General features: G+C 70.8%; 20 protein-coding genes. 13 read left to right on the forward strand and 7 right to left on the reverse strand.

Annotation, left to right across the window (positions count from 1 at the left end):
- Positions 1-2 precede the first annotated feature (2 nt).
- The 10 genes from ACWD5F_RS25860 to lgt all read left to right on the forward strand — a co-directional run bounded on the left by ACWD5F_RS25860 (position 3) and on the right by lgt (position 8,504).
- Entirely contained in the window at positions 3-1,481 is a 1,479-nt protein-coding gene (locus ACWD5F_RS25860) for an anthranilate synthase component I (RefSeq protein WP_451257741.1), read from the forward strand.
- 83 nt (positions 1,482-1,564) lie between these two features.
- Complete coding sequence (locus tag ACWD5F_RS25865; protein ID WP_451257743.1) at positions 1,565-2,206, forward strand: TIGR02234 family membrane protein; 642 nt, start codon at positions 1,565-1,567, stop codon at positions 2,204-2,206.
- 112 nt (positions 2,207-2,318) lie between these two features.
- On the forward strand, positions 2,319-2,579 hold the full coding sequence (locus tag ACWD5F_RS25870; protein WP_401727327.1) for an HGxxPAAW family protein: 261 nt from the start codon (positions 2,319-2,321) through the stop codon (positions 2,577-2,579).
- A gap of 82 nt (positions 2,580-2,661) precedes the next feature.
- Positions 2,662-3,108 carry a DUF2752 domain-containing protein gene (locus tag ACWD5F_RS25875; RefSeq protein WP_451257745.1) on the forward strand — a complete coding sequence of 149 codons (447 nt, stop codon included), beginning with the start codon at positions 2,662-2,664 and terminating at the stop codon, positions 3,106-3,108.
- 145 nt (positions 3,109-3,253) lie between these two features.
- Entirely contained in the window at positions 3,254-4,063 is an 810-nt protein-coding gene (gene trpC, locus ACWD5F_RS25880) for an indole-3-glycerol phosphate synthase TrpC (RefSeq protein ID WP_451257747.1), read from the forward strand.
- A 21-nt stretch (positions 4,064-4,084) separates the two neighbouring features.
- Entirely contained in the window at positions 4,085-4,309 is a 225-nt protein-coding gene (gene trpM / locus ACWD5F_RS25885; protein ID WP_451257749.1) for a tryptophan biosynthesis modulator TrpM, read from the forward strand.
- A 79-nt stretch (positions 4,310-4,388) separates the two neighbouring features.
- Positions 4,389-5,672 (forward strand): tryptophan synthase subunit beta, encoded by a 1,284-nt coding sequence (gene trpB / locus ACWD5F_RS25890; protein ID WP_451257751.1) that lies wholly within the window; start codon positions 4,389-4,391, stop codon positions 5,670-5,672.
- Positions 5,669-6,487 (forward strand): tryptophan synthase subunit alpha, encoded by an 819-nt coding sequence (gene trpA, locus ACWD5F_RS25895; RefSeq protein ID WP_401727322.1) that lies wholly within the window; start codon positions 5,669-5,671, stop codon positions 6,485-6,487. Before trpB ends, trpA begins: the two co-directional genes overlap by 4 nt.
- Positions 6,488-6,613: 126 nt before the next feature.
- Entirely contained in the window at positions 6,614-7,390 is a 777-nt protein-coding gene (locus tag ACWD5F_RS25900; protein ID WP_451257753.1) for a DsbA family protein, read from the forward strand.
- 109 nt (positions 7,391-7,499) lie between these two features.
- Positions 7,500-8,504 (forward strand): prolipoprotein diacylglyceryl transferase, encoded by a 1,005-nt coding sequence (lgt, locus tag ACWD5F_RS25905; protein ID WP_451257755.1) that lies wholly within the window; start codon positions 7,500-7,502, stop codon positions 8,502-8,504.
- A gap of 20 nt (positions 8,505-8,524) precedes the next feature.
- Here the strand turns inward: lgt and ACWD5F_RS25910 are convergent, their stop codons facing one another.
- The 7 genes from ACWD5F_RS25910 to ACWD5F_RS25940 form a co-directional block, all read right to left on the reverse strand.
- Positions 8,525-9,364, reverse strand: a complete 840-nt coding sequence (locus ACWD5F_RS25910) for an HpcH/HpaI aldolase/citrate lyase family protein (protein ID WP_451258274.1) — start codon at positions 9,362-9,364, stop codon at positions 8,525-8,527.
- A 41-nt stretch (positions 9,365-9,405) separates the two neighbouring features.
- Positions 9,406-10,596 carry a CaiB/BaiF CoA transferase family protein gene (locus ACWD5F_RS25915; protein WP_451258276.1) on the reverse strand — a complete coding sequence of 397 codons (1,191 nt, stop codon included), beginning with the start codon at positions 10,594-10,596 and terminating at the stop codon, positions 9,406-9,408.
- Positions 10,597-10,658: 62 nt separating this feature from the next.
- Positions 10,659-11,552 (reverse strand): ribokinase, encoded by an 894-nt coding sequence (rbsK, locus tag ACWD5F_RS25920; protein WP_451257757.1) that lies wholly within the window; start codon positions 11,550-11,552, stop codon positions 10,659-10,661.
- Complete coding sequence (locus tag ACWD5F_RS25925; protein ID WP_451257759.1) at positions 11,549-13,060, reverse strand: ADP-ribosylglycohydrolase family protein; 1,512 nt, start codon at positions 13,058-13,060, stop codon at positions 11,549-11,551. Before ACWD5F_RS25925 ends, rbsK begins: the two co-directional genes overlap by 4 nt.
- A complete protein-coding gene (locus tag ACWD5F_RS25930; RefSeq protein WP_451257761.1) occupies positions 13,048-14,223 on the reverse strand; it encodes an ADP-ribosylglycohydrolase family protein in 1,176 nt (391 codons plus the stop codon). The genes ACWD5F_RS25925 and ACWD5F_RS25930 overlap by 13 nt, the downstream gene beginning before the upstream one ends.
- A gap of 8 nt (positions 14,224-14,231) precedes the next feature.
- Complete coding sequence (locus tag ACWD5F_RS25935) at positions 14,232-15,665, reverse strand: ADP-ribosylglycohydrolase family protein (protein ID WP_451257763.1); 1,434 nt, start codon at positions 15,663-15,665, stop codon at positions 14,232-14,234.
- A 50-nt stretch (positions 15,666-15,715) separates the two neighbouring features.
- Positions 15,716-16,768 carry an ADP-ribosylglycohydrolase family protein gene (locus ACWD5F_RS25940; protein ID WP_451257765.1) on the reverse strand — a complete coding sequence of 351 codons (1,053 nt, stop codon included), beginning with the start codon at positions 16,766-16,768 and terminating at the stop codon, positions 15,716-15,718.
- A 274-nt stretch (positions 16,769-17,042) separates the two neighbouring features.
- On the opposite strand from ACWD5F_RS25940, the gene ACWD5F_RS25945 reads away from it, so the two are divergent.
- From ACWD5F_RS25945 to ACWD5F_RS25955, 3 genes are all read left to right on the forward strand, one after another.
- Positions 17,043-17,774: a VIT1/CCC1 transporter family protein gene (locus tag ACWD5F_RS25945; protein ID WP_451257767.1), complete on the forward strand. Its 732-nt coding sequence runs from the start codon at positions 17,043-17,045 to the stop codon at positions 17,772-17,774.
- A 371-nt stretch (positions 17,775-18,145) separates the two neighbouring features.
- A complete protein-coding gene (gltB, locus tag ACWD5F_RS25950; protein ID WP_451257769.1) occupies positions 18,146-22,738 on the forward strand; it encodes a glutamate synthase large subunit in 4,593 nt (1,530 codons plus the stop codon).
- Positions 22,731-24,194 carry a glutamate synthase subunit beta gene (locus tag ACWD5F_RS25955; RefSeq protein ID WP_401727309.1) on the forward strand — a complete coding sequence of 488 codons (1,464 nt, stop codon included), beginning with the start codon at positions 22,731-22,733 and terminating at the stop codon, positions 24,192-24,194. The genes gltB and ACWD5F_RS25955 overlap by 8 nt, the downstream gene beginning before the upstream one ends.
- The last annotated feature ends 116 nt before the right edge of the window (positions 24,195-24,310 follow it).

A 24,310-nucleotide genomic window follows, 5' to 3' on the forward strand; every position in this document is an offset into this window, starting at 1 on the left:
CCATGGACCTCGAGACCTTCCGCAAGCTGGCCACCGACCGTCGGGTCATCCCGGTCACCCGCAAGCTCCTCGCCGACGGCGACACCCCGGTCGCGCTCTACCGCAAGCTCGCCGCCGAGCGCCCCGGCACCTTCCTGCTGGAGTCCGCGGAGAACGGCCGCTCCTGGTCCCGGTACTCCTTCGTGGGAGTCCGCAGCGCCGCCACGCTCACGGCCCGCGACGGCCAGGCGCACTGGCTGGGCACCCCTCCCGTCGGCGTCCCGGTCGACGGTGACCCGCTGGCCGCCCTGCGCGCCACCATCGAGGCCCTGCACACCCCCCACCAGGAGGGCCTGCCGCCCTTCACCGGCGGCATGGTCGGCTATCTGGGCTACGACATCGTGCGCCGCCTGGAGAAGATCGGCCCCGGCGAGCGGGACGACCTCAAGCTCCCCGAGCTGACCATGCTCCTGACCAGCGACCTCGCCGTCATGGACCACTGGGAGGGCTCGGTCCTGCTGATCGCCAACGCGATCAACCACAACGACCTCGACACGGGCGTCGACGAGGCCCACGCGGACGCGGTCGCCCGCCTCGACGCCATGGAGGCCGACCTCTCGCGCGCGGTGGCCCAGCCGCCGGCCATACTCCCGCCCTCCGAACTGCCCGAGTACACCGCGCTGTGGGGCGGCCCCGACTTCCGGGCCGCCGTCGAGGACGTCAAGGAGCGCATCCGGGCCGGCGAGGCCTTCCAGGTCGTCCCCTCCCAGCGCTTCGAAACGCCGTGCACGGCAAGCGCGTTGGACGTCTACCGGGTCCTGCGGGCAACCAATCCGTCGCCGTACATGTATCTCTTCCGCTTCGAGGGCTTCGACGTGGTCGGCTCCAGCCCGGAGGCGCTGGTGAAGGTCGAGGACGGGCGGGCCATGGTCCACCCCATCGCCGGCACCCGCCCGCGCGGGGCCACTCCGCAGGAGGACCAGGCCCTCGCCGACGAGCTGCTCGCCGACCCCAAGGAGCGCGCCGAGCACCTCATGCTGGTCGACCTCGGACGTAACGATCTGGGACGGGTCTGCGAGCCGGGCTCGGTCGAGGTCGTCGACTTCATGTCCATCGAGCGCTACTCGCACGTGATGCACATCGTCTCCACGGTGACCGGCCGGGTGGCCCCGGGCCGCACCGCCTACGACGTCCTGACGGCCTGCTTCCCGGCCGGCACCCTCTCCGGCGCGCCCAAGCCCCGGGCGATGCAGATCATCGACGAACTGGAGCCGTCCAGGCGGGGGTTGTACGGCGGCTGCGTCGGCTACCTCGACTTCGCGGGCGACTCCGACACCGCCATCGCCATCCGCACGGCCCTGCTGCGCGACGGCACAGCGTACGTCCAGGCGGGCGCCGGCATCGTCGCCGACTCCGATCCGGTCGCCGAGGACGAGGAGTGCCGCAACAAGGCGGCGGCGGTCCTGCGCGCCGTCCACACGGCGAACCGGCTGGGCAGTTAAGGCCGCAAACCGGACTCTTTCCGGGCAGTGGGGCGCGTATCACGTGAGCCCCGGGTGACGGTTCGCCCGGGGTTCAGGCGATAGTGGGGTACGTGACTGCTGTTCCTCACCCCCGATCCGAAGCCGCGGGACCCGCTCGGGCCGCCCGCCGGAGTCTTGCCGTGGCCCTGACGTCCGGCGCGCTCGGCGCGGCCGTGGCCCTGTTGTCGACGCGACAACGCTGGTCGGAGGGCACCGCGACGGTGGCCGGCGGCGCGTTTCCGCTGACCGCCAGGGGAAGCGACGTCACGGGTGTGCCCGCGGCGCTGGCGATAGTCGGCCTTGCCGCGCTGGTCGCCGTTTTCGCCGTTCGCAAGGCGGGGCGGTTGCTGGTCTCGGTGCTGCTCGCGCTCTCGGGCGCCGGCACGGTTGCCGCTGCGCTGCTTGGCGTGTCCGACAGCTCGGCGTTGGACGAGCAGGCGGCGAAGGCGGCGGGCGATACGTCGGCGACTGTGGATGCGCTCTCGCATACCGCTTGGCCGTACGTCGCGGCGGTGGGCGGGGCGCTGATTCTGCTGGCCGGTCTTCTCGCCATTCGCTATGGGCGCCTGTGGCCTGCGATGTCCGGTCGTTACGAGCGCAATGGGGCCCCGAGGGTTCGCCGTAGGGCCGCGCCGGTCGACCCGGATCGGCCGGAGGAGATCTGGAAGGCACTCGACAGGGGTGAAGATCCGACGGGCGCCTAGCCGTTCCGGAGTGACCCCGGGATAGGTTGCACCGGCGTATGCGGAAGAATGAGATCTGAGCGTTCCTGCTCGGAGACGTACACGACGTACACACAGCAACGAGGAGCAAGTCATGGCGGGCAGCAGCCACGGTCACACCCCGGCCGCCTGGACCGGTGTCACGATCGCCTTCATCGGGTTCTGCGTTTCGGGTGTCTTTATGGTGATGGCTGAGCCCGCGGGCTTCTGGGCCGGCATGGTCGTCGTGGTCCTCGGCGGGGTCGTCGGCCTCATCATGCGCGGGATGGGCCTCGGCCAGTCGAAGGAGGACCCGCACGCGGAGGCGCGGGCCGCCGCGGCTGCCGCGAGCAACCCGGTGGGCGTCAAGAGCTGACGCGCGTACACACCTTTTGTGAGGGGCGATCCGGTGCCGGGTCGCCCCTCACTCGTGTCGCATTCGTGTGCGAGGGGGCAGAATGCGAGACGTGAACGCCGACAGCCAGAGGGTGACGCCGTCCGACTCCGGGTCGGCACTGGGACGGATCGCGGTCCCCGCGGGGATCCTCGCCGCGGTCGTCGGAGCCTTCGCCTACGTGGGCACCGTGGACCCGAACGAACCCGGCCACTACCCGGCCTGCCCCCTGTACAGCCTCACCGGCATCTACTGTCCCGGCTGCGGCGGCCTGCGCAGCGCGCACGCCTTCGCGCACGGGGACTTCCTGGCGGCGCTCCAGGACAACGCGCTGGCCGTGGTCGCCTATCTGGGCTTCGCCGTGGTGTGGACCGTATGGGTGGTGCGCGCGGCGCGCGGACGGCCGCTGCGGATCGATCTCGGGCCGGTGCACCTGTGGTCGCTGGGGACATTGCTGCTGGTCTTCACGGTTGTCCGGAACCTGCCCCTCGGTGGCTGGCTGCACCCTTGATCAATTGCCGAATGTCCAGGTAGTGGGACCGGCGTCAACCGGATGTGAGGCCTACGCCCCGCTCCGGATACCATCGACGTGACCACCGGTTTTATCTCCGGGTCAACCGCTTCAACAGTCAACCGTCTGGAAGGGGGCCGCTCGCGTGAGTGTGCTCGACGAGATCATCGACGGAGTCCGTGCCGACCTCGCGGAGCGGCAGGCGCGCGTCAGCCTCGACGAGCTCAAGGAGCGCGCGGCGAAGGCTCCCGCGGCCAAGGACGGACTGGCCGCGCTCAAGGGCGACGGCGTCAAGGTCATCTGTGAGGTCAAGCGCTCCAGCCCCTCCAAGGGCGCGCTGGCCGCGATCGCCGACCCGGCCGGACTCGCCGCGGACTACGAGGCGGGCGGCGCGGCCGTCATCTCCGTGCTGACCGAGCAGCGCCGCTTCGGCGGCTCGCTGGCCGACCTGGAGGCCGTCCGCGCCCGCGTGGACATCCCGGTCCTGCGCAAGGACTTCATCGTCACGTCGTACCAGCTGTGGGAGGCCCGCGCGTACGGCGCCGACCTCGCGCTGCTGATCGTGGCCGCCCTGGAGCAGCCGGCCCTGGAGTCGCTGATCGAGCGGGCCGTCTCCATCGGGCTGACCCCGATCGTCGAGGTGCACGACGAGGACGAGGTCGAGCGGGCGGTGGACGCGGGCGCCAAGATCATCGGCGTCAACGCGCGCAACCTGAAGACCCTGGAGGTCGACCGCGGCACCTTCGAGCGCCTCGCGCCCGAGATCCCCGCCGGCCTCGTCAAGATCGCCGAGTCCGGCGTCCGCGGCCCGCACGACCTCATCGCCTACGCCAACGCCGGCGCCGACGCGGTCCTGGTCGGCGAGTCCCTGGTGACGGGCAAGGACCCGAAGACCGCGGTCGCGGACCTGGTGGCCGCGGGCGAACACCCCGCACTCCGCCACGGCCGCGGCTGATCTCCGGCTAGAGTTGCCCCGATGACGCTCACCCTGACCCCCATGGACCGGCACGCCCGCCTCGCGCGCGGCTGCCGCCCTCGGGGCTGCCGCGCCCCGGCGCGCAGGATCCACGGCCGCAGGGTCCGTTACGTCATCGGAGACGAACCCGGGCAGGTGAACGGCCGCCGATGGCAGCGCCCCGTAAGGGGCGCGGGGCTCTTGTCGACGTGCGGCTACCGCCGCGTGAGCGCGAGCAACCACTGACGGCCTGCCGTCAACAGACAAGTCCCCGCCCCCACGGCGAACAGTGTCTTTTCACACGCACTCACCGTGAGGTTTCCGCATGCCCAGCGAGTTCTTCATTCCCGACCCCGAGGGTCAGATCCCCAGCGCCGAAGGCTACTTCGGCGCGTTCGGCGGCAAGTTCATCCCGGAGGCTCTCGTCGCCGCCGTGGACGAGGTCGCCGTCGAGTACGAAAAGGCCAAGCACGACGAGGAGTTCGCCCGCGAACTGGACGACCTCCTGGTCAACTACACCGGCAGGCCGAGCGCGCTCACCGAGGTGTCCCGTTTCGCCGCGGAAGCGGGCGGTGCCCGTGTGTTCCTCAAGCGCGAGGACCTCAACCACACCGGCTCGCACAAGATCAACAACGTCCTCGGCCAGGCCCTGCTCACCAAGCGCATGGGCAAGACCAGGGTCATCGCGGAGACCGGCGCCGGCCAGCACGGCGTGGCGACCGCGACGGCCTGCGCGCTGTTCGGCCTCGAATGCACCATCTACATGGGCGAGATCGACACCCAGCGGCAGGCCCTGAACGTGGCCCGCATGCGCATGCTCGGCGCCGAGGTCGTCGCCGTGAAGTCCGGCAGCCGCACGCTGAAGGACGCGATCAACGAGGCCTTCCGCGACTGGGTCGCCAACGTCGACCACACGCACTACCTGTTCGGTACGGTCGCCGGCCCGCACCCCTTCCCGGCCATGGTCCGCGACTTCCACCGCGTGATCGGCGTCGAGACCCGCCGGCAGATCCTGGAGCGCGCCGGACGCCTCCCCGACGCGGCGATCGCCTGTGTCGGCGGCGGCTCCAACGCCATCGGCCTGTTCCACGCCTTCATCCCGGACGCCGGCGTACGCCTCATCGGCTGCGAGCCCGCGGGGCACGGCGTGGAGACCGGCGAGCACGCGGCGACCCTCACCGCGGGCGAGCCCGGCATCCTGCACGGCTCCCGCTCCTACGTCCTCCAGGACGAGGAGGGCCAGATCACCGAGCCGTACTCCATCTCGGCCGGCCTGGACTACCCGGGCATCGGCCCCGAGCACTCCTACCTCAAGGACAGCGGCCGCGGCGAGTACCGCGCGGTCACCGACGACGCGGCGATGCAGGCCCTGCGCCTGCTGTCCCGCACCGAGGGCATCATCCCGGCCATCGAGAGCGCCCACGCGCTGGCCGGCGCCCTGGAGGTCGGCCGGGAGCTGGGCAAGGACGGGCTGATCGTCATCAACCTGTCCGGCCGCGGCGACAAGGACATGGACACGGCCGCACGCTACTTCGGCCTGTACGACACCGACGCCGAGGTCGCGGCCGACGCCGCCGCCACCGCCGAGATCGAGGGGGACGCCAAGTGAGCGGGAACATTCAGCTGCTGTCCGACACCCTCGCCGGTGCCAAGGCCGAGGGCCGCTCCGCGCTCATCGCCTACCTCCCGGCCGGGTTCCCGACCGTGGACGGCGGCATCGAGGCGATCAAGGCCGCCTTCGACGGAGGCGCGGACGTCGTCGAGGTGGGGCTGCCGCACAGCGACCCCGTCCTCGACGGTCCCGTCATCCAGACCGCCGACGACATCGCCCTGCGGGGTGGCGTCAAGATCGCGGACGTCATGCGTACGGTCCGCGAGGCGCACGCGGCGAGCGGGAAGCCCGTACTCGTCATGACGTACTGGAACCCCATCGACCGCTACGGCGTCGAGCGCTTCACCGCCGAGCTCGCCGAGGCCGGCGGGGCGGGCTGCATCCTGCCCGACCTGCCGGTGCAGGAGGCGGGGCTGTGGAGGGAGCACGCCGAGAAGCACGGGCTCGCCACGGTCTTCGTGGTCGCGCCCAGCAGCAAGGACGAGCGGCTCGCACGGATCACCGCGGCGGGCAGCGGCTTCGTCTACGCCGCCTCGCTGATGGGCGTCACCGGTACCCGCGCCTCCGTGGGCGCGCAGGCCCAGGACCTGGTGGCACGCACCCGCGCCACCGGCACCGACCTGCCCGTCTGCGTCGGGCTCGGGGTCTCCGACGCCAAGCAGGCCGCCGAGGTGGCCGGCTTCGCCGACGGTGTGATCGTCGGCTCGGCCTTCGTCAAGCGCATGCTGGACGCGCCGGACGACGCGGCCGGCGTCGAGGCGGTCCGCGCGCTCGCCGGTGAACTGGCCAAGGGCGTGCGCGGACAGGCGTAGGCCGAACGGAGGCGTGAAGGCGTGGACACGCGCGCCTGAAAGCTCGTGACAGAACAGCCAGTCACTCGAACGGGTGGAGCTGGGACCGGGGAGGCGCGCTGCGCCTCCCCGGTTCGTTCTGGGGGTGTGAGTGAGAAGAACCGTGACGGAAAGCGCACCGCTCGCGAGCGGCTGGCGGTCGAGCGTGAGAAGCAGAAGGCCGGGGAGCGGCGACGGCGGACGCTGATCGTGGGCGCGAGCGTCGTCTGCGTCCTGGGTCTTGCGGCGGTGATCGGCGTGGTCGCCGCCAACTCGGGCAAGGACGACGGCAGCAAGTCCGCGGGACCGGTCGTGGCACCCTCCGGGGCGCAGGGCAAGGACAGCCTGGCGATCCCGGTCGGCAAGGACGGGGCGAAGACGACCCTCACGGTCTGGGAGGACTTCCGCTGCCCGGCCTGCAAGGCCTTCGAGTCGGCGTACCGCTCGACGCTGCACGAGCTGACGGACTCCGGCCAGTTGCGGGTCGAGTACCACCTGGTCACGATCATCGACGGCAACCTCGGCGGCACCGGCTCGCGCAACGCGGCCAACGCGGCGGCCTGCGCCCAGGACGCCGGAAAGTTCCGCGACTACCACGACACGCTGTACGAGAACCAGCCGACGGAGACAGACGACGCCTACGCCAAGAACAGCAAGCTGATCGAGCTGGCGGGCAAGGTCGACGGACTCGACACGGCGACGTTCCGTACATGTGTCGAGGACGGTACGCACAACAGCTGGGTCGCGAAGTCCGCGCAGGCCTTCTCCACCGGCGGCTTCACCGGCACGCCGACCGTCCTGCTGAACGGCAAGAACATCTACGCGGACCAGTCGATGACTCCCGCGAAGCTGAAGCAGCAGGTGCAGGAGGCGGACAAGGGGTAGCGATCCAGGGTGCGCCATCAAGGGTGAGCGATTCTCACCACCCTGTTATGGACCCGTTGCCGGGCCGCCCGTCGTGTGCCCGGTCCGGCACGGTAGCGTCGACCCTGCCATGGAACTTGCCTACATTCCCAGCCCGTCGCGCTCGGTGGTGCACCTCTTCGGTGTCATTCCGCTCCGCGGCTACGCGTTCTGCATCATCATCGGCGTCTTCGTCGCGGTCTGGCTCGGCAACAAGCGCTGGATCGCCCGCGGCGGGCGGGCCGGCACAGTGGCCGACATCGCGGTCTGGGCCGTGCCGTTCGGCCTGGTCGGCGGTCGCCTCTACCACGTGATCACGGACTACGAGCTGTACTTCAGCGAGGGCCGTGACTGGGTGGACGCCTTCAAGGTGTGGGAGGGCGGCCTCGGTATCTGGGGCGCGATCGCCCTCGGCGCGGTGGGCGCCTGGATCGGCTGTCGGCGCCGGGGCATCCCGCTGCCGGCGTGGGCCGACGCCCTCGCACCCGGCATCGCCCTCGCACAGGCGATCGGCCGCTGGGGCAACTGGTTCAACCAGGAGCTCTACGGCAAGGCGACGGATCTGCCCTGGGCCGTGAAGATCACGTCCTCGACGGACGGGCGGGTGCCCGGCACCTACCAGCCGACCTTCCTCTACGAGTCCCTGTGGTGCGTCGGCGTCGCCTTCCTGGTCATCTGGGCCGACCGGCGCTTCAAGCTCGGCCACGGGCGGGCCTTCGCGCTGTACGTCGCCTCGTACTGTGTGGGCCGCGCCTGGATCGAGTATCTGCGCGTCGACGACGCCCACCACATCCTGGGCCTGCGGCTGAACGACTGGACCGCGCTGGTCGTCTTCCTGCTGGCGGTCACGTACTTCGTGATCTCGGCGAAGAAGCGGCCGGGACGCGAGGAGGTCGTGGAGCCGGGTGCCGCGGAGGACGGCGAGGCCGACGGCGACGGGGACGAGAAGAAGACTGACGTCTCCGCCAAGGCGGACGCCGGTGACAAGGAGGCGTCCTCGGAGGCGAAGGAAGCCGCCGAGGACGACACCACCGACGAGAAGGCCGTAGCCGGCGAAGACGTGAAGGACGAGGCCGAGTCGGCCAAGAAGGGCTGACCGGCCAGCTTTTCCGACTCTCAGCGTCGGCGGGCGAGTGACAGGGTGCGGTGCGCCGCTGTCACCACCGCCGCGTCGATGAACCTCCCGTCCGGCAGCGCCTGGGCGCCCTGTTCCCTCGTCGCCGCCTTCACGACCGTCTCCGCCTCCTCGATCTCCCGTTCCGTGGGCAGGTAGGCCCGTTCGATGATCGGGAGTTGACGGGGATGGATGGCGGCCCGGCCCAGGAGACCCAGGGTGCGGCCGTGCGCGCAGGACGCGGCCAGGCCCTCCAGGTCACGGATGTCCGGATGGACCGATTGCGGCGGCGGGGGCAGCGCGGCCGCCCGTGCCGCCACCACGACCCGCGACCGGCACCAGTCGAGCCCCGCGTCCTCGCGTACGCCCAGGTCGGCCCGTAGATCCGCCTCGCCCAGCGCGATACCGCGCAGCGCGGGGTGGGCGGTGGCGATGGCGTGGGCGTGTTCGATGCCGAGGGCGGATTCCAGGAGGGCGTGGAGGGCGGGCGCGTCTCCCTCGGCGGGGGCGGCGGGGGCCGTGGCCTCCGCGACGACGATCACCTGTGCCGCGGACGTCACCTTCGGGAGGCGGAGACCGGAGAGACCGGGGAGGGCGGCCAGTACGGCGAGGTCCTGGACCGCGAGCGGGCCGTCGAGGGCGTTCACGCGGACGTGGACGGGGACGGGCTGGGGTGCGGTGAGGAGTTCGGCGGTGGCCGCGCGGGCGTACTCCTTGCGGTCCGGGGCGACCGCGTCCTCCAGGTCGACCACCACCACATCGGCGCCGGACGCGAGCGCCTTGGCCACCACGTGCGGGCGGTCGCCGGGGGCGTAGAGCCACGTCAGTGGGGTCGTGGGCAGGAGGGTCGTGCTCGTCGCGGTTGCGTTCAGCGGGGTTGCGTTCATACGGCGCCCGCCGCGCGCAGGGTGGCCAGTTCGGCCGGGGTCAGGCCCAGGTCGGTCAGGACCTCGTCGGTGTCCGCGCCGTGCGGGCGGCCCGCCCAGCGGATCGCGCCGGGGGTGGCGGAGAGGCGGAAGAGGACGTTCTGCATGCGCAGGGGGCCCAGTTCGGGGTCCTCGACGGTGGTGATCGTGTCGAGGGCCGCGTACTGCGGGTCCTCCATCACATCCCGTACGTCCTGGATCGGGGCGACCGCGGCCTCCGCCTTCTCGAAGGCCGCGAGCACCTCGTCGCGAGGGCGCTCGGCGATCCAGCCGCCGACGGCCTCGTCGAGCAGGTCGGCGTGGCGGGCCCGTCCCTCGCCCGTCGCGAACCACGGTTCGTCGATCAGCTCCGGGCGGCCCACCAGGCGCAGCACCCGCTCGGCGATCGACTGGGCGGAGGTCGAGACGGCGACCCAACTGCCGTCGGCGGTGCTGTAGGTGCCGCGCGGGGCGTTGTTGACGGACCGGTTGCCGGTGCGCGGCTGGACGTGGCCGAGCTGGTCGTACCAGAGGGGCTGCGGGCCGAGCACGGTGAGGATCGGCTCGATGATCGCCATGTCGACGACCTGACCCTCGCCGGTGCGGTCGCGGGCGGCGAGTGCGGTCATCACGGCGTACGCCGTCGCCAGGCCCGCGATCGAGTCGGCCAGGCCGAACGGCGGGAGGGCCGGGGGCGCGTCCGGTTCGCCGGTGATGGCGGCGAAGCCGCTGAGCGCCTCCGCGAGGGTGCCGAAGCCGGGGCGGTGCGCGTACGGGCCGAACTGACCGAAGCCGGTGACCCGGGCGAGGACCAACCCGGGGTTGGCGGCGGAGAGTTCGGCCCACCCGAGGTCCCATTTCTCCAGGGTGCCGGGGCGGAAGTTCTCGATGATCACGTCGGCGGTGGCGGCGAGGCGCAGGAGAGTCTCCCGGCCGCCGGGTTTGGACAGGTCCAGGGTGATCGTGCGCTTGTTGCGGCCCAGCAGCTTCCACCACAGGCCGACGCCGTCCTTGGACGGGCCGTGGCCGCGCGAGGGGTCGGGTTTCGTCGGGTGCTCGATCTTGACGACCTCGGCGCCGAAGTCGCCGAGCAGGGTGGCGGCGAGGGGGCCGGCGAAGAGGGTGGCGAGGTCGAGGACGCGCAGGCCGGTGAGCGGGGGAGAGGTCATGGAGGCAGAGGTAGTGGCGGGGGTGGTCGTGGTGGCGGGGGTGGTTCTGGTGGGTTCGGTGTTCATGAGGCGTACTCCGTCTCGATCTCGGTGCGGTACGGCATCGACGCCGACGCGCCCCGACGCTGTACCGACAACGCGGCTGCCGCTGCTGCCCACTTGAGGGCCTCGCGGATCGGGCGCTCCTCGGCGAGGGCCACCGCGAGGGCGCCCACGAAGGTGTCGCCGGCGCCGGTCGAGTCGACGGCGGTCGCTTCGGGTGCGGGGACGGCGAGGGGTTCGGCGCCGCGGGTGACGTAGAGGCAGCCGGCCGGGCCGAGGGTGACGACGGCCGCCGGCACGCTGTCGAGCAGGGCGGTGGCCGCGGCGATCGGGTCGGCGAGGCCGGTGAGGGTGGTCGCCTCGTGCTCGTTGGGGACCAACAGGTCGACGGCGGCGAGGAGTTCGGGTGGGAGCGGTTGGGCGGGGGCGGGGGTGAGGATCGTGCGGACGCCGTGGGCGCGGGCTGTCTGCGCGCCCACGATCACCGCCGCGAGGGGGATCTCCAACTGGAGGAGCAGGGCGTCGGCGGAGGCGATGAGGGCCTCGTCGCCGGGGGCGAGGTGGTCGACGGTGCCGTTGGCGCCGGGGATGACCACGATCGCGTTGCCGCCGTCGTCGTCCACGACGATGTGGGCGGTGCCGGAGGGGGTGTCGATCGTGCGGAGGAGGTCGGTGTCGACGCCGGAGTGTTCGAGGGCGGACCGGAGTTGGGGGCCGTACACGTCATTGCCGACGGCGCCGATCATTGTCACGGTGGCGCCGGCGCGGGCGGCGGCGATCGCCTGGTTGGCGCCCTTGCCGCCGGGGATCGTACGGAACTCCCGTCCCGTCACGGTCTCTCCGCGCTCCGGCGCCCTGTCGACGTACGCGACCAGGTCCATGTTCGTGCTGCCCAGCACGACGATGTGGGTCATGGGCGGGAAGCCTCCCGGTGGGTGAGGTGGGCCAGGGTGTCGAAGCCGGTGCCGTCGAAGTCGCCGACGGAGGTGGCGAGTCGGTTCTTCAACGGGGTCGTCCAGTGGTCGGGGAGGGCGGTGGGGGTACCGGCGAGGAGTCCGGCGATGCTGCCCGCGGTGGCGCCGTTGGAGTCGGTGTCCCAACCGCCGCCCACCGCGCGGGAGATGGAGCCGGTGAAGTCGCCGTTCGCGTGGGTGAGGGCGGCGGTGATCAGGGCGGTGTTGGGGATGGCGTGGACCCAGTGGTGGGTGGGGGTGTAGGTGGCGTGGAGTTCGTCGACGACCGTGTCGAAGTCATCGTGTTTGTGGGCGAGTTGGATCGCGTGGTGGATGGCTTCGGCGAGGCGGGATCGGGGTGGGATCACCGTGAGGCCGGTGCGGAGGCAGGTGTGGATGTCGTGGGTGCCGGTGGTCGCCTGGGCGATGGTGGCCGCGATGAACATCGCCGCGTAGACGCCGTTGGCGGTGTGGGTGAGGGTGGCGTCGCGGTGGGCCTGTTCGGCCGCGGCGGCGGGGGCGGCGGGGTTGGTCCAGCCGTGGACGTCGGCGCGGATCAGAGCGCCGATCCATTCTCGGAAGGGGTTGCGGTGGCGGGCGGTCTGTGGGGGTTCGATGCCGGTGAGGAGGTTGCGGTAGGCGATTCGCTCCGCGGTGAAGGTGCGGCCGGCCGGGAGTTCGTCGAGCCAGAGGGTGGCCAGGTCGGTGGGGGTGAAGTGTCTGCCGTGGCGTTGTAGCAACAGGAGGTTCAGGAGGGGGTAGTTGAGGTCGTCGTCCTCTGGCATGCCGTCGATGTTCTCGGCGAGGGAGGTGGGGGCGGAGCGGCGGTTCCAGGGGTGGGTGGAGAGGAGTTCGGTGGGGACGCCTTTCGCTGTGAAGTAGGTGTTCAGGGGCCAGTTGTCGGTGGATTTGGCCAGTTGGCGGATGGCGGGGAGAGGGAGTTTCTCCACTGGTTTGCCTAGGAGGCAGCCGATGGCTCTGCCTAGCCAGGCTGCTTCCAGGCTCGCCTGGGTGGGGGTTGTCGTAGGGGTGGGGTCGCTTGCCCGCGCTTGCGGGGTGCCGCCTTTCTTTGGGTCGGGAGCCGCCCCAGCGGCACGACTGCCCGCAGCTGGGGCGGGAGGGGGGCAGGTGGGGCCGCCAGCTTGGGCTGGGTGGGGCAAGTCTGGGCCGCTGGGTTGGGCTGGATAGGGCCAGTGGGGGCAGCTTGCTTTGATTTTTGCTAGGTCGGTGGGTTCTTGGTCGGTCAACTTGCTTGGTAGGTCTGTTAGTTCGTCGAGTAGGTCTTCTGCCAGTTGGCGTAGGTAGCGGGTGGTTGGGTCGGGGGACGCGCCTGCTCTGGGAGGGGCTTCGTGGCCTCCCGCTGCTCGCCAGCGGGTTGCGATTGTTGTGGGTTCTCGGCCGTCCAGGGTTGCCTGGTGGAGTTCGTGGCCGATCAGGTCTTCTGGTTGGACCCAGGTCAGTCGGAGCATCTGGGGCCTGCGATCTGCGTGAACGCGGCCTCGTGGGCTCGGCGTCGGTGGACGTCTCCTTCGAAGATCTCGCGCGCTACGGCGGTGAGGGTGGTCGCCGGTTCCCAGAGGTCCAGGCGGCTGGCCTCCGCGATTGTCTTGGACCAGTCCTGTGGGACCGGTGAACCCAATGCGCCGGCCACCGCGCCCGCCATCGTCGCGATCGAGTCGCAGTCCCGGCCGTAGTTCACCGAACCCAGCACCGCGTGGCGGAAGTCGCCGCCGGAGACCACCAACATGCCCAGGGCGATGGGGAGCTCCTCGATCGCCCGGGTGCGGGAGGGGCGGCGGGCGTCCAGGGAGGGGGAGCGGTAGTCGGGGCCCACGGTGTCGTACGGCGCCACCGCCTCCCGTAGGGGAGTCAACGCCGATTCGAAGTCCGAGTAGTGCGTGGCTACTTCGCAGACCTGCTCGATTGCCGTGCGGGTGCCGTCCTTCGCCACGGTGAGGCAGGCCGCGACCACCGAGTCGGGGGTTGCGCCCGGTACGCAGGCCGCCGCCACCGCCGCCGCGAAGACCGCTGCCGCCTCGCGGCCGTACGAGGACTGGTGGGCCGCCGCGATGTCCAGGGCTTCGGTGTACGCGCCCCTCGGGTTGGCCGCGTTGACCAGGCCCACCGGGGCCATGTACATCGCCGCACCGCAGTTGACGATGTTGCCCACGCCGGCCTCGCGTGGGTCCACGTGGCCGTAGTGGAGGCGGGCCACCAGCCACTTCTCCGCGAGGAAGATGCGGTGGAGGGGGAGGGCCTCCGCCTCCAACTCCGGGATCCAGCGCGGGTTCGTCGTCAGGTCGGGGACCAGGTGGTCGGCGATCGCGTACGCGTCCAGGTGGTCGCGGACCTTCGCGTAGACGCGGATCAGCGCGTGCGTCATCAAGGTGTCGTCGGTGACGTGGCCGTCGCCCTTGTGGTACGGCGCGATCGGGCGGGCCGTGCGCCAGTCGTCGCCGTTCCAGGGGCCGACGATGCCGTGGACGCGGCCGCCGTGGCGTTCGAGGATCTGGTCGGGGGAGTAGCCCTCGACCGGGCCGCCGAGGGCGTCGCCGACCGCCGCGCCCACCAGGGCTCCGGTGATGCGGTCCTCAAGGGTGGTTTCTTGTTGTGCGGGTTGTTTGAGAGGCATGTACCGAATCATGCTCCTGGCGGGGCCGGTTGTGCGGCTTCCAGGAGTCCGGCGAGTTCCACCAGGTCGGTGCCGGTGAGGCGGGGGAGTGCGCAGCCGGAGAGGGTGCGGCAGGCGTCCCGCCAGGTGGCGGGGATGGCGTCGCCGCCGCTCAGTGCGCCGGTGAGGGCGCCGACCAGGGCGGGGGCGGAGTCGGCCACGCGGGAGAGGCAGGCGGCGGCGGGGACCGCCTCGGCGATACGGCCCCGTGCGGCGGTTGCCAGGGCGAGGGCGACCGGGACGGTTTCGGCGGCGGCGATGCCGTAGCTGTAGACGTGGTCGACGATTTGGTGTTCGAGGAGGGGGATCAGGGCGAAGGCGGATTCGATGGTTGCGGCCAGGTGGAGGGCGTGGCGGGCGTTGCGGCCGATCTCTGTGGATTCGGGGAGTTCGGTGAGGGCTGCGGATACGCAGGTGTCCACGTCGGCTCCGGTCAGGGCGAGGGATACCGCCGCGGCCATCGCCCTTGCTCCGTGTACGCCGTCGCCGTCCTGGGTGTAGCGGGCGTCGAACTCGGCCAGGGCGGCGGCGCGTTCGGGGTCGCCGGGGTGGGCTACTGCGAGGACGCAGGCTCTTACGCAGGCCGCGTCGTCGAAGTAGTGGGGGTTGTCGTGGCCGGTGGCGGGTGGGCGTAGGCCGGCTGCGAGGTTTCCTAGGCCTGCTCTTACTGAGATGCGGGCGCGGAGGGGGAGGACGGCGGATTCGACTTCCGGGGCGCGGTTTGCTGCGGCGGCTACTTCTGCGGCGAGGGCGTTCCAGGTGAGGTCGATGGCGGCTCTTGTGCGGCGGTCTCTTGAGAGGTCGCCCAGGGCGGTGTCGTCGCCGGCCTTCAGTAGGGCTTCTGCGGCGAAGGCTGCCCATTCCGCGTCGTCCGAGGGGCCGAGTTTGAGGGGCTCGGGGGGTTGGTTCAGGGCGATGGGGACGGGGAGGGTGGTGGTTGCGTTCTGTTCGGCGAAGGTGTCGAGTTCGCGGGTGAGGCGGCGGGTCCAGTCGGGCATGCGGGTTGCTCTGTGACGGGCGGAGGGCCAGCCGGCGGCGTCGCCGGAGGCCAGGCCCAGTAGGAGGCCGAGGGTTGCTTTGCGGGCCTCGGCTTCGCCTTCGGCCCGGTTGTTCCCACCCGCACCACCCGTACAACTTTCGTTGTCGGGTGCCGGTGGCCCCTGTGGGGCGATCCCGCCATCGGCGACCTCCGGTCCGATCGGCTTCGCCGCGGAAGTCGGTTCGCTGGTGGTCGGCGTGATCGTGGACGTGGGCTCGCTGGTGGTGGATGTCATCGCGGGCGTCGGTTCGCTGGTGGTCGGCGTGGTCGTGGGCGTCGGCTCGTCGGTGGTGGGCGTGCTCCTGGGCGTCGCCTCAATGGTGGCCGGCGTGATCCTGGGCGTCGGCTCGTCGGTAGGTGTCATGGTCGTCGGGGCGCTCGTGCCCATTCCTTCGGTCCACGGTCCCGGTGGTCTCATCGTGTCGCCCCCGATCCGTCGACCGTCGGCTCGGCGGCCTCGTATCCCCTGGGCATCGCCCGGGTCAGCAGGTCCGCCACCTCCAGGACGTGGTGGCCGGACATCGCCGGTAGGCAGCTTCCGCGTGCTGGGCCGATTCGTGTTGCCCACTCCTCCGGGATCGACGACATCCCCCGCGTCGCTCCCGCCAGCGCCCCCGCCACCGCCGCTGTCGTGTCCGCGTCGCGGCCCATGTTGACCGCCGTGAGGACCGCTTCCGCGAAGTCGCCGTCCGCTGCCGCGTACGCGCCGAAGGCCAGGGCGACCGCCTCGGGGGCCAGGTCGGTCCAGGGGTAGCCGCCGATGACGACCGCGGAGCGGACGGCGCGTTCGCCTCGGTGGGCCACTGCCACGGCTCGGCGCAGGGAGCGGGCCGTCCAGGAGTCGTCCGGGATCACCGCCAGAGCCGAGGCCACCACCGCGATCGTGGGGGCGCCCGCCATCGCCGCCGCGACGCCTGCCGCTACCGCCTGGCCGCCGTAGATGCCCTCGCCGTCGTGGCTCACCGAGCCGTCGATCGCGACCAGGCGGGCCGCCTCGGCGGGGCGGCCCGCGGCGAAGACGCCGAAGGGGGCCGCGCGCATCGCCAGGCCGTCGCTCCAGGCATGGCGGTGTTGCGCGGAGATGGGGGCCGCCAGGCCTCGGCGGAGGTTCTCCAGTGTGCCGCGTTCGCTGAAACCCGCGCCCTTGAACGGGCCCTCGTCCCGGTCCGCGATCCACTCGTGCCAGGCCGCCTCCACGTGGGAGGGGGAGAGGGCCGAGCCGTGGCGGGCCAGGAGCAGGCCCGAGAAGATCGCGTACTCCGTGTCGTCCGTGCCCGCCGGTTCCTCGGCCACGTAGCCCGTGATGCGGCCCCAGCGGGCGCGGATCTCGGATGGCTTCATGTTCTCGGCGGGGGCCCCGAGGGCGTCGCCGACGGCCAGGCCGAGCAGGGCGCCGCGGGCCCGCTCGCGGAGTTCGGGGGCGTTCCCGGGGGCCGGGGCCGAGGGGATGCAGGCGATCGATGTCATGGACGGCCTCTCCGGGAGGGGGTCCGCACAGGGCGCGGCACCTTTGCGGATGTGTCCCACCATCGGCGGTTGACCAGAGCGTCCGGAGGTCTCATGTCACCCGGTCGACATCTGGGCGGAGCCCCGCACGGGTGAGCGGGAGGCGGTAAAGCCGCAGGTTAGCGCAGCCTTTCCTTGCTGGTGAGCGGGAATGGGCGTGTGTATCTTTGGCGTTGTTCAAGAGTAGAACTTGTCTAAAGTTAGCTTTGGCTTAGCTTGCTGGGGAGATTCGCGCATGGCCATCATCGAGACCGAGGCCGCCCTTCATGAGGCGCACCGTGACAACCACACGCACCGGGATGTGACGGGAGGGTGGCTGCGGCCCGCCGTGTTCGGGGCCATGGACGGGCTGGTGTCCAACCTCGCGTTGATGACCGGTGTCGCCGGTGGGTCCGTCGGGCATCAGGCGATCGTCCTCACGGGGCTGGCAGGGCTTGCCGCCGGCGCCTTCTCCATGGCCGCCGGGGAGTACACGTCTGTGGCGTCTCAACGCGAGCTCGTCGAGGCCGAGTTGGACGTGGAGCGCAGGGAGCTGCGGAAGCATCCGCAGGATGAGGAGGCCGAGCTGGCCGCCCTGTACGAGGCGCGGGGGGTCGACTCCCACCTTGCGCGTGAGGTGGCGCGGCAGCTCTCTCGTGATCCCGAGCTTGCTCTTGAGATCCATGCTCGCGAGGAGCTCGGCATCGACCCGGGGGATCTGCCCTCGCCGGCGGTCGCGGCCGTGTCGTCGTTCGGGGCCTTCGCGCTGGGGGCCCTGCTGCCTGTACTGCCGTATCTGCTCGGTGCGACCTCGCTGTGGCCTGCGGTGCTGCTCGCGCTGGTCGGGCTGTTCGCGTGTGGGGCCGTGGTGGCTCGGGTGACGGCTCGGAGCTGGTGGTTCAGCGGGCTTCGGCAGCTCGCTCTCGGGGGTGCCGCGGCCGGTGTGACGTACGCCCTGGGCGGGTTCTTCGGGACGGCCGTAGGATAGGGGGACCGCTAGGTATGCGGACTGACGCATAAGTAGCCGTTACTAGCTGGTTTCGAGTGCTTAACCACCGGGCATGAGCCGTAAGCGCTGCGGGCAATGAGGCCTGTCGCGCATCCGTGAGGTGGGCGACGCAGCCCTCCTCGCGCTCGGACCGACGGGCATCGATCTGTCCGCTCGGGTCCCCTATGGCTTCCGTCGCTGGGCCCGGTACCCCCACCGCGACCCCGTGACGTCCGCATGTTGGGACGTAGTATCCAGTTCCCGAGAACCGCCCCATCATGTAACCTGCACGAAATTTTGCACTCCGCAGAGGGCCAACGTCGTCCCTCGGCAATATGCATATGCCACTTGAGACGACGACGGGAGAGCCGATGCGTACGCCGCGCCAGCCGTCCCAGCATTCCGAGAATGGCCAGAACTGGTCCTTCATGGATGCTCGCCCTGCTGCGCAGGGTATGTACGACCCCCGCAACGAGCACGACGCGTGTGGCGTCGGCTTCGTGGCCACCCTCACCGGCGAGGCGTCCCACACCCTGGTCGAGCAGGCCCTGACGGTCCTGCGCAACCTCGAGCACCGCGGCGCCACCGGCTCCGAGCCCGACTCCGGCGACGGCGCCGGCATCCTGTCCCAGGTCCCCGACGCGTTCTTCCGCGAGGTGGCCGGATTCGAGCTGCCCGAGGCGGGCGGCTACGCGGTCGGCATCGCCTTCCTGCCGGAGGCCGGCCTCCAGGACGCCGTCTCGCGGATCGAGACGATCGCGGCCGAGGAAGGCCTCACCGTGCTCGGCTGGCGCGATGTGCCGGTCGCTCCCGAACTGCTCGGTGCCACCGCCCGTTCGACGATGCCCGCCTTCCGGCAGATCTTCGTCACCGACGGCGAGTCGAAGGACATCGTCCTGGACCGCCGGGCCTTCGTGCTGCGCAAGCGCGCCGAGCACGAGGTCGGCGTCTACTTCCCCTCGCTGTCCGCGCGGACCATCGTCTACAAGGGCATGCTGACCACCGGCCAGCTGGAGCCCTTCTTCCCGGACCTGTCCGACCGCCGCTTCGCCTCCGCGATCGCGCTCGTGCACTCCCGCTTCTCCACGAACACCTTCCCGTCGTGGCCGCTGGCCCACCCGTACCGCTTCGTGGCGCACAACGGTGAGATCAACACCGTCAAGGGCAACCGCAACTGGATGGCCGCCCGCGAGTCGCAGATCGCCTCGGACCTCTTCGGTGACAAGGGACTCGAGCGCGTCTTCCCGATCTGTACGCCGGACGCCTCCGACTCGGCGTCCTTCGACGAGGTGCTCGAACTCCTGCACCTGGGCGGCCGTTCACTGCCGCACTCGGTGCTGATGATGATCCCGGAGGCGTGGGAGAACCACGACTCCATGGACCCGGCCCGCCGCGCCTTCTACACCTTCCACTCCACGATGATGGAGCCCTGGGACGGCCCGGCCTGCGTCACCTTCACCGACGGCAAGCAGGTCGGCGCGGTCCTCGACCGCAACGGCCTTCGCCCCGGCCGCTACTGGGTCACCGACGACGGCCTGGTCGTCCTCGGCTCCGAGGTCGGCGTCCTGGACATCGACCCGGCCAAGGTCGTCCGCAAGGGCCGCCTCCAGCCCGGCCGCATGTTCCTCGTCGACACCGTCGAGCACCGCATCATCGAGGACGACGAGATCAAGGCGGAGCTCGCCGCCGAGAAGCCGTACGCCGAGTGGATCGAGGCCGGCGAGATCGAGCTGGGCGACCTGCCCGAGCGCGAGCACATCGTCCACACCCACGCCTCCGTCACCCGCCGTCAGCAGACCTTCGGTTACACCGAGGAGGAGCTGCGCGTCATCATCGCGCCGATGGCCAAAGCCGGTGCCGAGCCGATCGGTTCGATGGGTACGGACTCGCCGATTGCCGCGCTGAGCGAGCGCCCCCGGCTGCTCTTCGACTACTTCACCCAGCTGTTCGCGCAGGTCACCAACCCGCCGCTGGACGCCATCCGCGAGGAGCTCGTGACCTCGCTGCGTTCCTCCCTCGGGCCCGCGAGCAACCTCCTCGAGCCGACGGCTGCTTCGTGCCGTAGCGTCACCCTGCCCTTCCCGGTGATCGACAACGACGAGCTGGCCAAGCTCATCCACGTCAACGCCGACGGCGACATGCCCGGCTTCAAGGCCGCGACCCTTTCCGGTCTCTACCGGGTCTCCGGCGGCGGCGACTCCCTCGCCGCGCGCATCGAGGAGATCTGCGCCGAGGCCGACGCGGCCATCGAGAACGGCGCCCGGCTGATCGTCCTGTCGGACCGCCACTCCGACGCCGAGCACGCGCCGATCCCGTCGCTGCTGCTCACCGCGGCCGTCCACCACCACCTCATCCGCACCAAGCAGCGCACCCAGGTGGGCCTGCTGGTCGAGGCCGGTGACGTCCGCGAGGTCCACCACGTGGCCCTGCTGATCGGCTTCGGCGCCGCCGCGGTCAACCCGTACCTGGCGATGGAGTCCGTCGAGGACCTGGTCCGCGCGGGCACCTTCCTGCCCGGCATCGAGCCCGAGCAGGCCATCCGCAACCTGATCTACGCGCTCGGCAAGGGCGTCCTGAAGGTCATGTCCAAGATGGGCATCTCGACCGTTGCCTCCTACCGCGGCGCCCAGGTCTTCGAGGCCGTCGGTCTCGACCGGGGCTTTGTGGAGACGTACTTCAGCGGCACCGCCACCAAGATCGGCGGCGTCGGCATCGACGTCATCGCCAAGGAGGTCGCCGCCCGGCACGCGAAGGCGTACCCGGCGAGCGGCATCGCCCCTGCGCACCGCGCCCTCGAAATAGGCGGCGAGTACCAGTGGCGCCGTGAGGGCGAGCCGCACCTGTTCGACCCGGAGACGGTCTTCCGCCTCCAGCACTCCACGCGTGCCAACCGCTACGACATCTTCAAGAAGTACACGGACCGTGTGAACGAGCAGTCCGAGCGCCTGATGACGCTGCGCGGTCTGTTCGGCTTCAAGAGCGGCCGCGAGCCGATCTCCGTCGACGAGGTCGAGCCGGTCTCCGAGATCGTCAAGCGCTTCTCCACCGGCGCCATGTCCTACGGCTCCATCTCGCGCGAGGCGCACGAGACGCTGGCCATCGCCATGAACCAGCTGGGCGGCAAGTCCAACACCGGTGAGGGCGGCGAGGACGCGGACCGGCTCTACGACCCGGCCCGGCGCAGCGCCATCAAGCAGGTCGCCTCCGGCCGCTTCGGCGTCACCAGCGAGTACCTGGTCAACGCGGACGACATCCAGATCAAGATGGCCCAGGGCGCCAAGCCCGGCGAGGGCGGCCAGCTGCCCGGCCACAAGGTCTACCCGTGGGTCGCCAAGACCCGGCACTCGACGCCGGGTGTCGGGCTCATCTCGCCGCCGCCGCACCACGACATCTACTCCATCGAGGACCTCGCCCAGCTGATCCACGACCTGAAGAACGCGAACCCGCAGGCGCGGATCCACGTGAAGCTGGTCTCGGAGGTCGGTGTCGGCACGGTCGCCGCGGGTGTGTCGAAGGCGCACGCGGACGTCGTCCTGATCTCCGGCCACGACGGCGGTACGGGTGCCTCGCCCCTGACCTCGCTCAAGCACGCCGGTGGACCTTGGGAGTTGGGGCTCGCCGAGACCCAGCAGACCTTGCTGCTCAACGGACTGCGCGACCGGATCGTCGTCCAGACCGACGGTCAGCTGAAGACCGGCCGTGACGTCGTCATCGCCGCGCTGCTCGGCGCCGAGGAGTTCGGTTTCGCGACCGCGCCGCTCGTCGTCTCCGGCTGCGTCATGATGCGCGTCTGCCACCTCGACACCTGCCCGGTCGGCATCGCCACCCAGAACCCGGTGCTGCGCGACCGGTTCGCCGGCAAGGCCGAGTACATCGTGAACTTCTTCAAGTTCATCGCCGAGGAGGTCCGCGAGATCCTCGCGGAGCTGGGCTTCCGCACCATCGAGGAGGCCGTCGGCCAGGCCGGCACGCTCGACGTCGAGCGCGCCGTCAACCACTGGAAGGCGCAGGGCCTGGACCTGGCCCCCCTCTTCTACGTGCCCGAGATGCCCGAGGGTGCCGCGCTGCACCAGGTCATCCAGCAGGACCACGGCCTGGAGAAGGCGCTCGACAACGAGCTGATCAAGCTCGCCGCCGACGCCCTGGCCGCGTCCAGCGCCACCGACGCCCAGCCGGTGCGCGCCCAGGTCGCGATCCGCAACATCAACCGCACGGTCGGCACGATGCTCGGCCACGAGGTGACGAAGAAGTTCGGCGGTGCGGGCCTGCCCGAGGACACCATCGACATCACCTTCACCGGCTCGGCGGGCCAGTCCTTCGGCGCCTTCCTGCCACGCGGTGTCACGCTGCGCCTGGAGGGCGACGCCAACGACTACGTCGGCAAGGGCCTTTCGGGCGGCCGGGTCGTCGTCCGCCCGGACCGGGGCGCCGACCACCTCGCCGAGTTCTCGACGATCGCGGGCAACACCATCGCGTACGGCGCGACCGGCGGCGAGCTGTTCCTGCGCGGGCGTACCGGCGAGCGGTTCTGTGTCCGCAACTCCGGTGCCACGGTGGTCTCGGAGGGCGTGGGCGACCACGGCTGCGAGTACATGACCGGCGGTCACGCGGTGGTCCTGGGCGAGACGGGCCGCAACTTCGCGGCCGGCATGTCCGGTGGCATCGCGTACGTCATCGACCTGAACCGCGACAACGTCAACGTCGGCAACCTGGGCGCGATCCAGGAGCTGGACGACGCGGACAGGCAGTGGCTGCACGACGTGGTGCGCCGCCACCAGGAGGAGACCGCGTCGACGGTCGCCGAGAAGCTGCTGGCCGAGTGGGACACCGCGGTCGAGCGCTTCACCAAGATCATCCCCAGCACGTACAAGGCAGTGCTCGCCGCCAAGGACGCCGCCGAGCAGGCGGGACTCTCCGAGTCCGAGATCACCGAGAAGATGATGGAGGCGGCGATCAATGGCTGACCCGAAGGGCTTCCTGAACCACGGGCGCGAGGTCGCCAAGTCCCGCCCCGTCGACGTACGGCTGAAGGACTGGAACGAGGTCTACGTCCCCGGTTCGCTGCTGCCGATCATCAGCAAGCAGGCCGGCCGGTGCATGGATTGCGGCATCCCGTTCTGCCACAACGGCTGTCCGCTGGGGAACCTGATCCCCGAGTGGAACGACTACGCCTACCGCGAGGACTGGTCGGCCGCGCAGGAGCGCCTGCACGCGACGAACAACTTCCCCGAGTTCACGGGGCGGTTGTGCCCGGCTCCGTGCGAGTCGGCGTGTGTGCTCGGCATCAACCAGCCGGCCGTCACCATCAAGAACGTCGAGGTCTCGATCATCGACAAGGCGTGGGAGACCGGTGACGTCGCCCCGCAGATCCCCGAGCGGCTGTCGGGCAAGACCGTCGCCGTCATCGGCTCGGGCCCGGCGGGCCTGGCCGCCGCCCAGCAGTTGACCCGGGCCGGTCACACGGTCGCCGTCTACGAGCGCGCGGACCGCATCGGGGGCCTGCTCCGGTACGGCATCCCCGAGTTCAAGATGGAGAAGCGGCACATCAACCGCCGTATCGAGCAGATGCGCGCGGAGGGCACCCGCTTCCGGACCGGCATCGAGATCGGCGTCGACCTCAAGGCGACCGACCTGAAGAAGCGCTACGACGCCGTCGTCATCGCCGCCGGTGCCACCACCGCCCGTGATCTCCCGGTCCCGGGGCGGGAGTTGACCGGCGTCCACCAGGCGATGGAGTACCTGCCGCTGTCGAACAAGGTCCAGGAGGGCGACTACGTCACCTCCCCGATCTCGGCCGAGGGCAAGCACGTCGTGGTCATCGGCGGCGGCGACACCGGCGCCGACTGCGTGGGCACCGCCCACCGTCAAGGCGCCGCCTCCGTCACGCAGTTGGAGATCATGCCCCGCCCGGGCGACGAGCGGAACCCGGTCTCCCAGCCGTGGCCGACCTTCCCGATGCTCTACAAGGTGACGTCCGCGCACGAGGAGGGCGGCGAGCGGGTCTACTCCGTCTCGACCACCCACTTCGAGGGCGACGAGGACGGCAACGTCCAGTGGCTGCACCTCACCGAGGTCGAGTTCGTCGAGGGCAGGCTGACCCCGAAGCCGGGCACCGAGCGCAAGATCCCCGCCCAACTGGTCACCCTCGCCATGGGGTTCACCGGCACCGACCGGGACAACGGCCTGGTCGACCAGTTCGGCCTGGACCTCGACGAGCGCGGTAACATCGCCCGCGACGCCGACTTCCAGACCAATGTGCCGGGCGTCTTCGTCGCCGGTGACGCCGGCCGCGGCCAGTCGCTCATCGTGTGGGCGATCGCCGAGGGCCGTTCGGCCGCCCGCGGCTGCGATCGGTTCCTGGCCGGCGCGAGCGACCTGCCGGCGCCGATCCGCCCGACGGACCGGTCGTTGATGGTCTGACGGTTCATCAAGAAACGTCCGTACAAAGGCGTACGGAGCACTGACGGCGTCTGCCCGACAAGTCCCCGACCGGACCCAAGGGCAGGCGCCGCCGCGTTGTCCCGCCGCAGCGCCGA

The sequence above is a fragment of the Streptomyces sp. NPDC002499 genome (assembly GCF_053595415.1).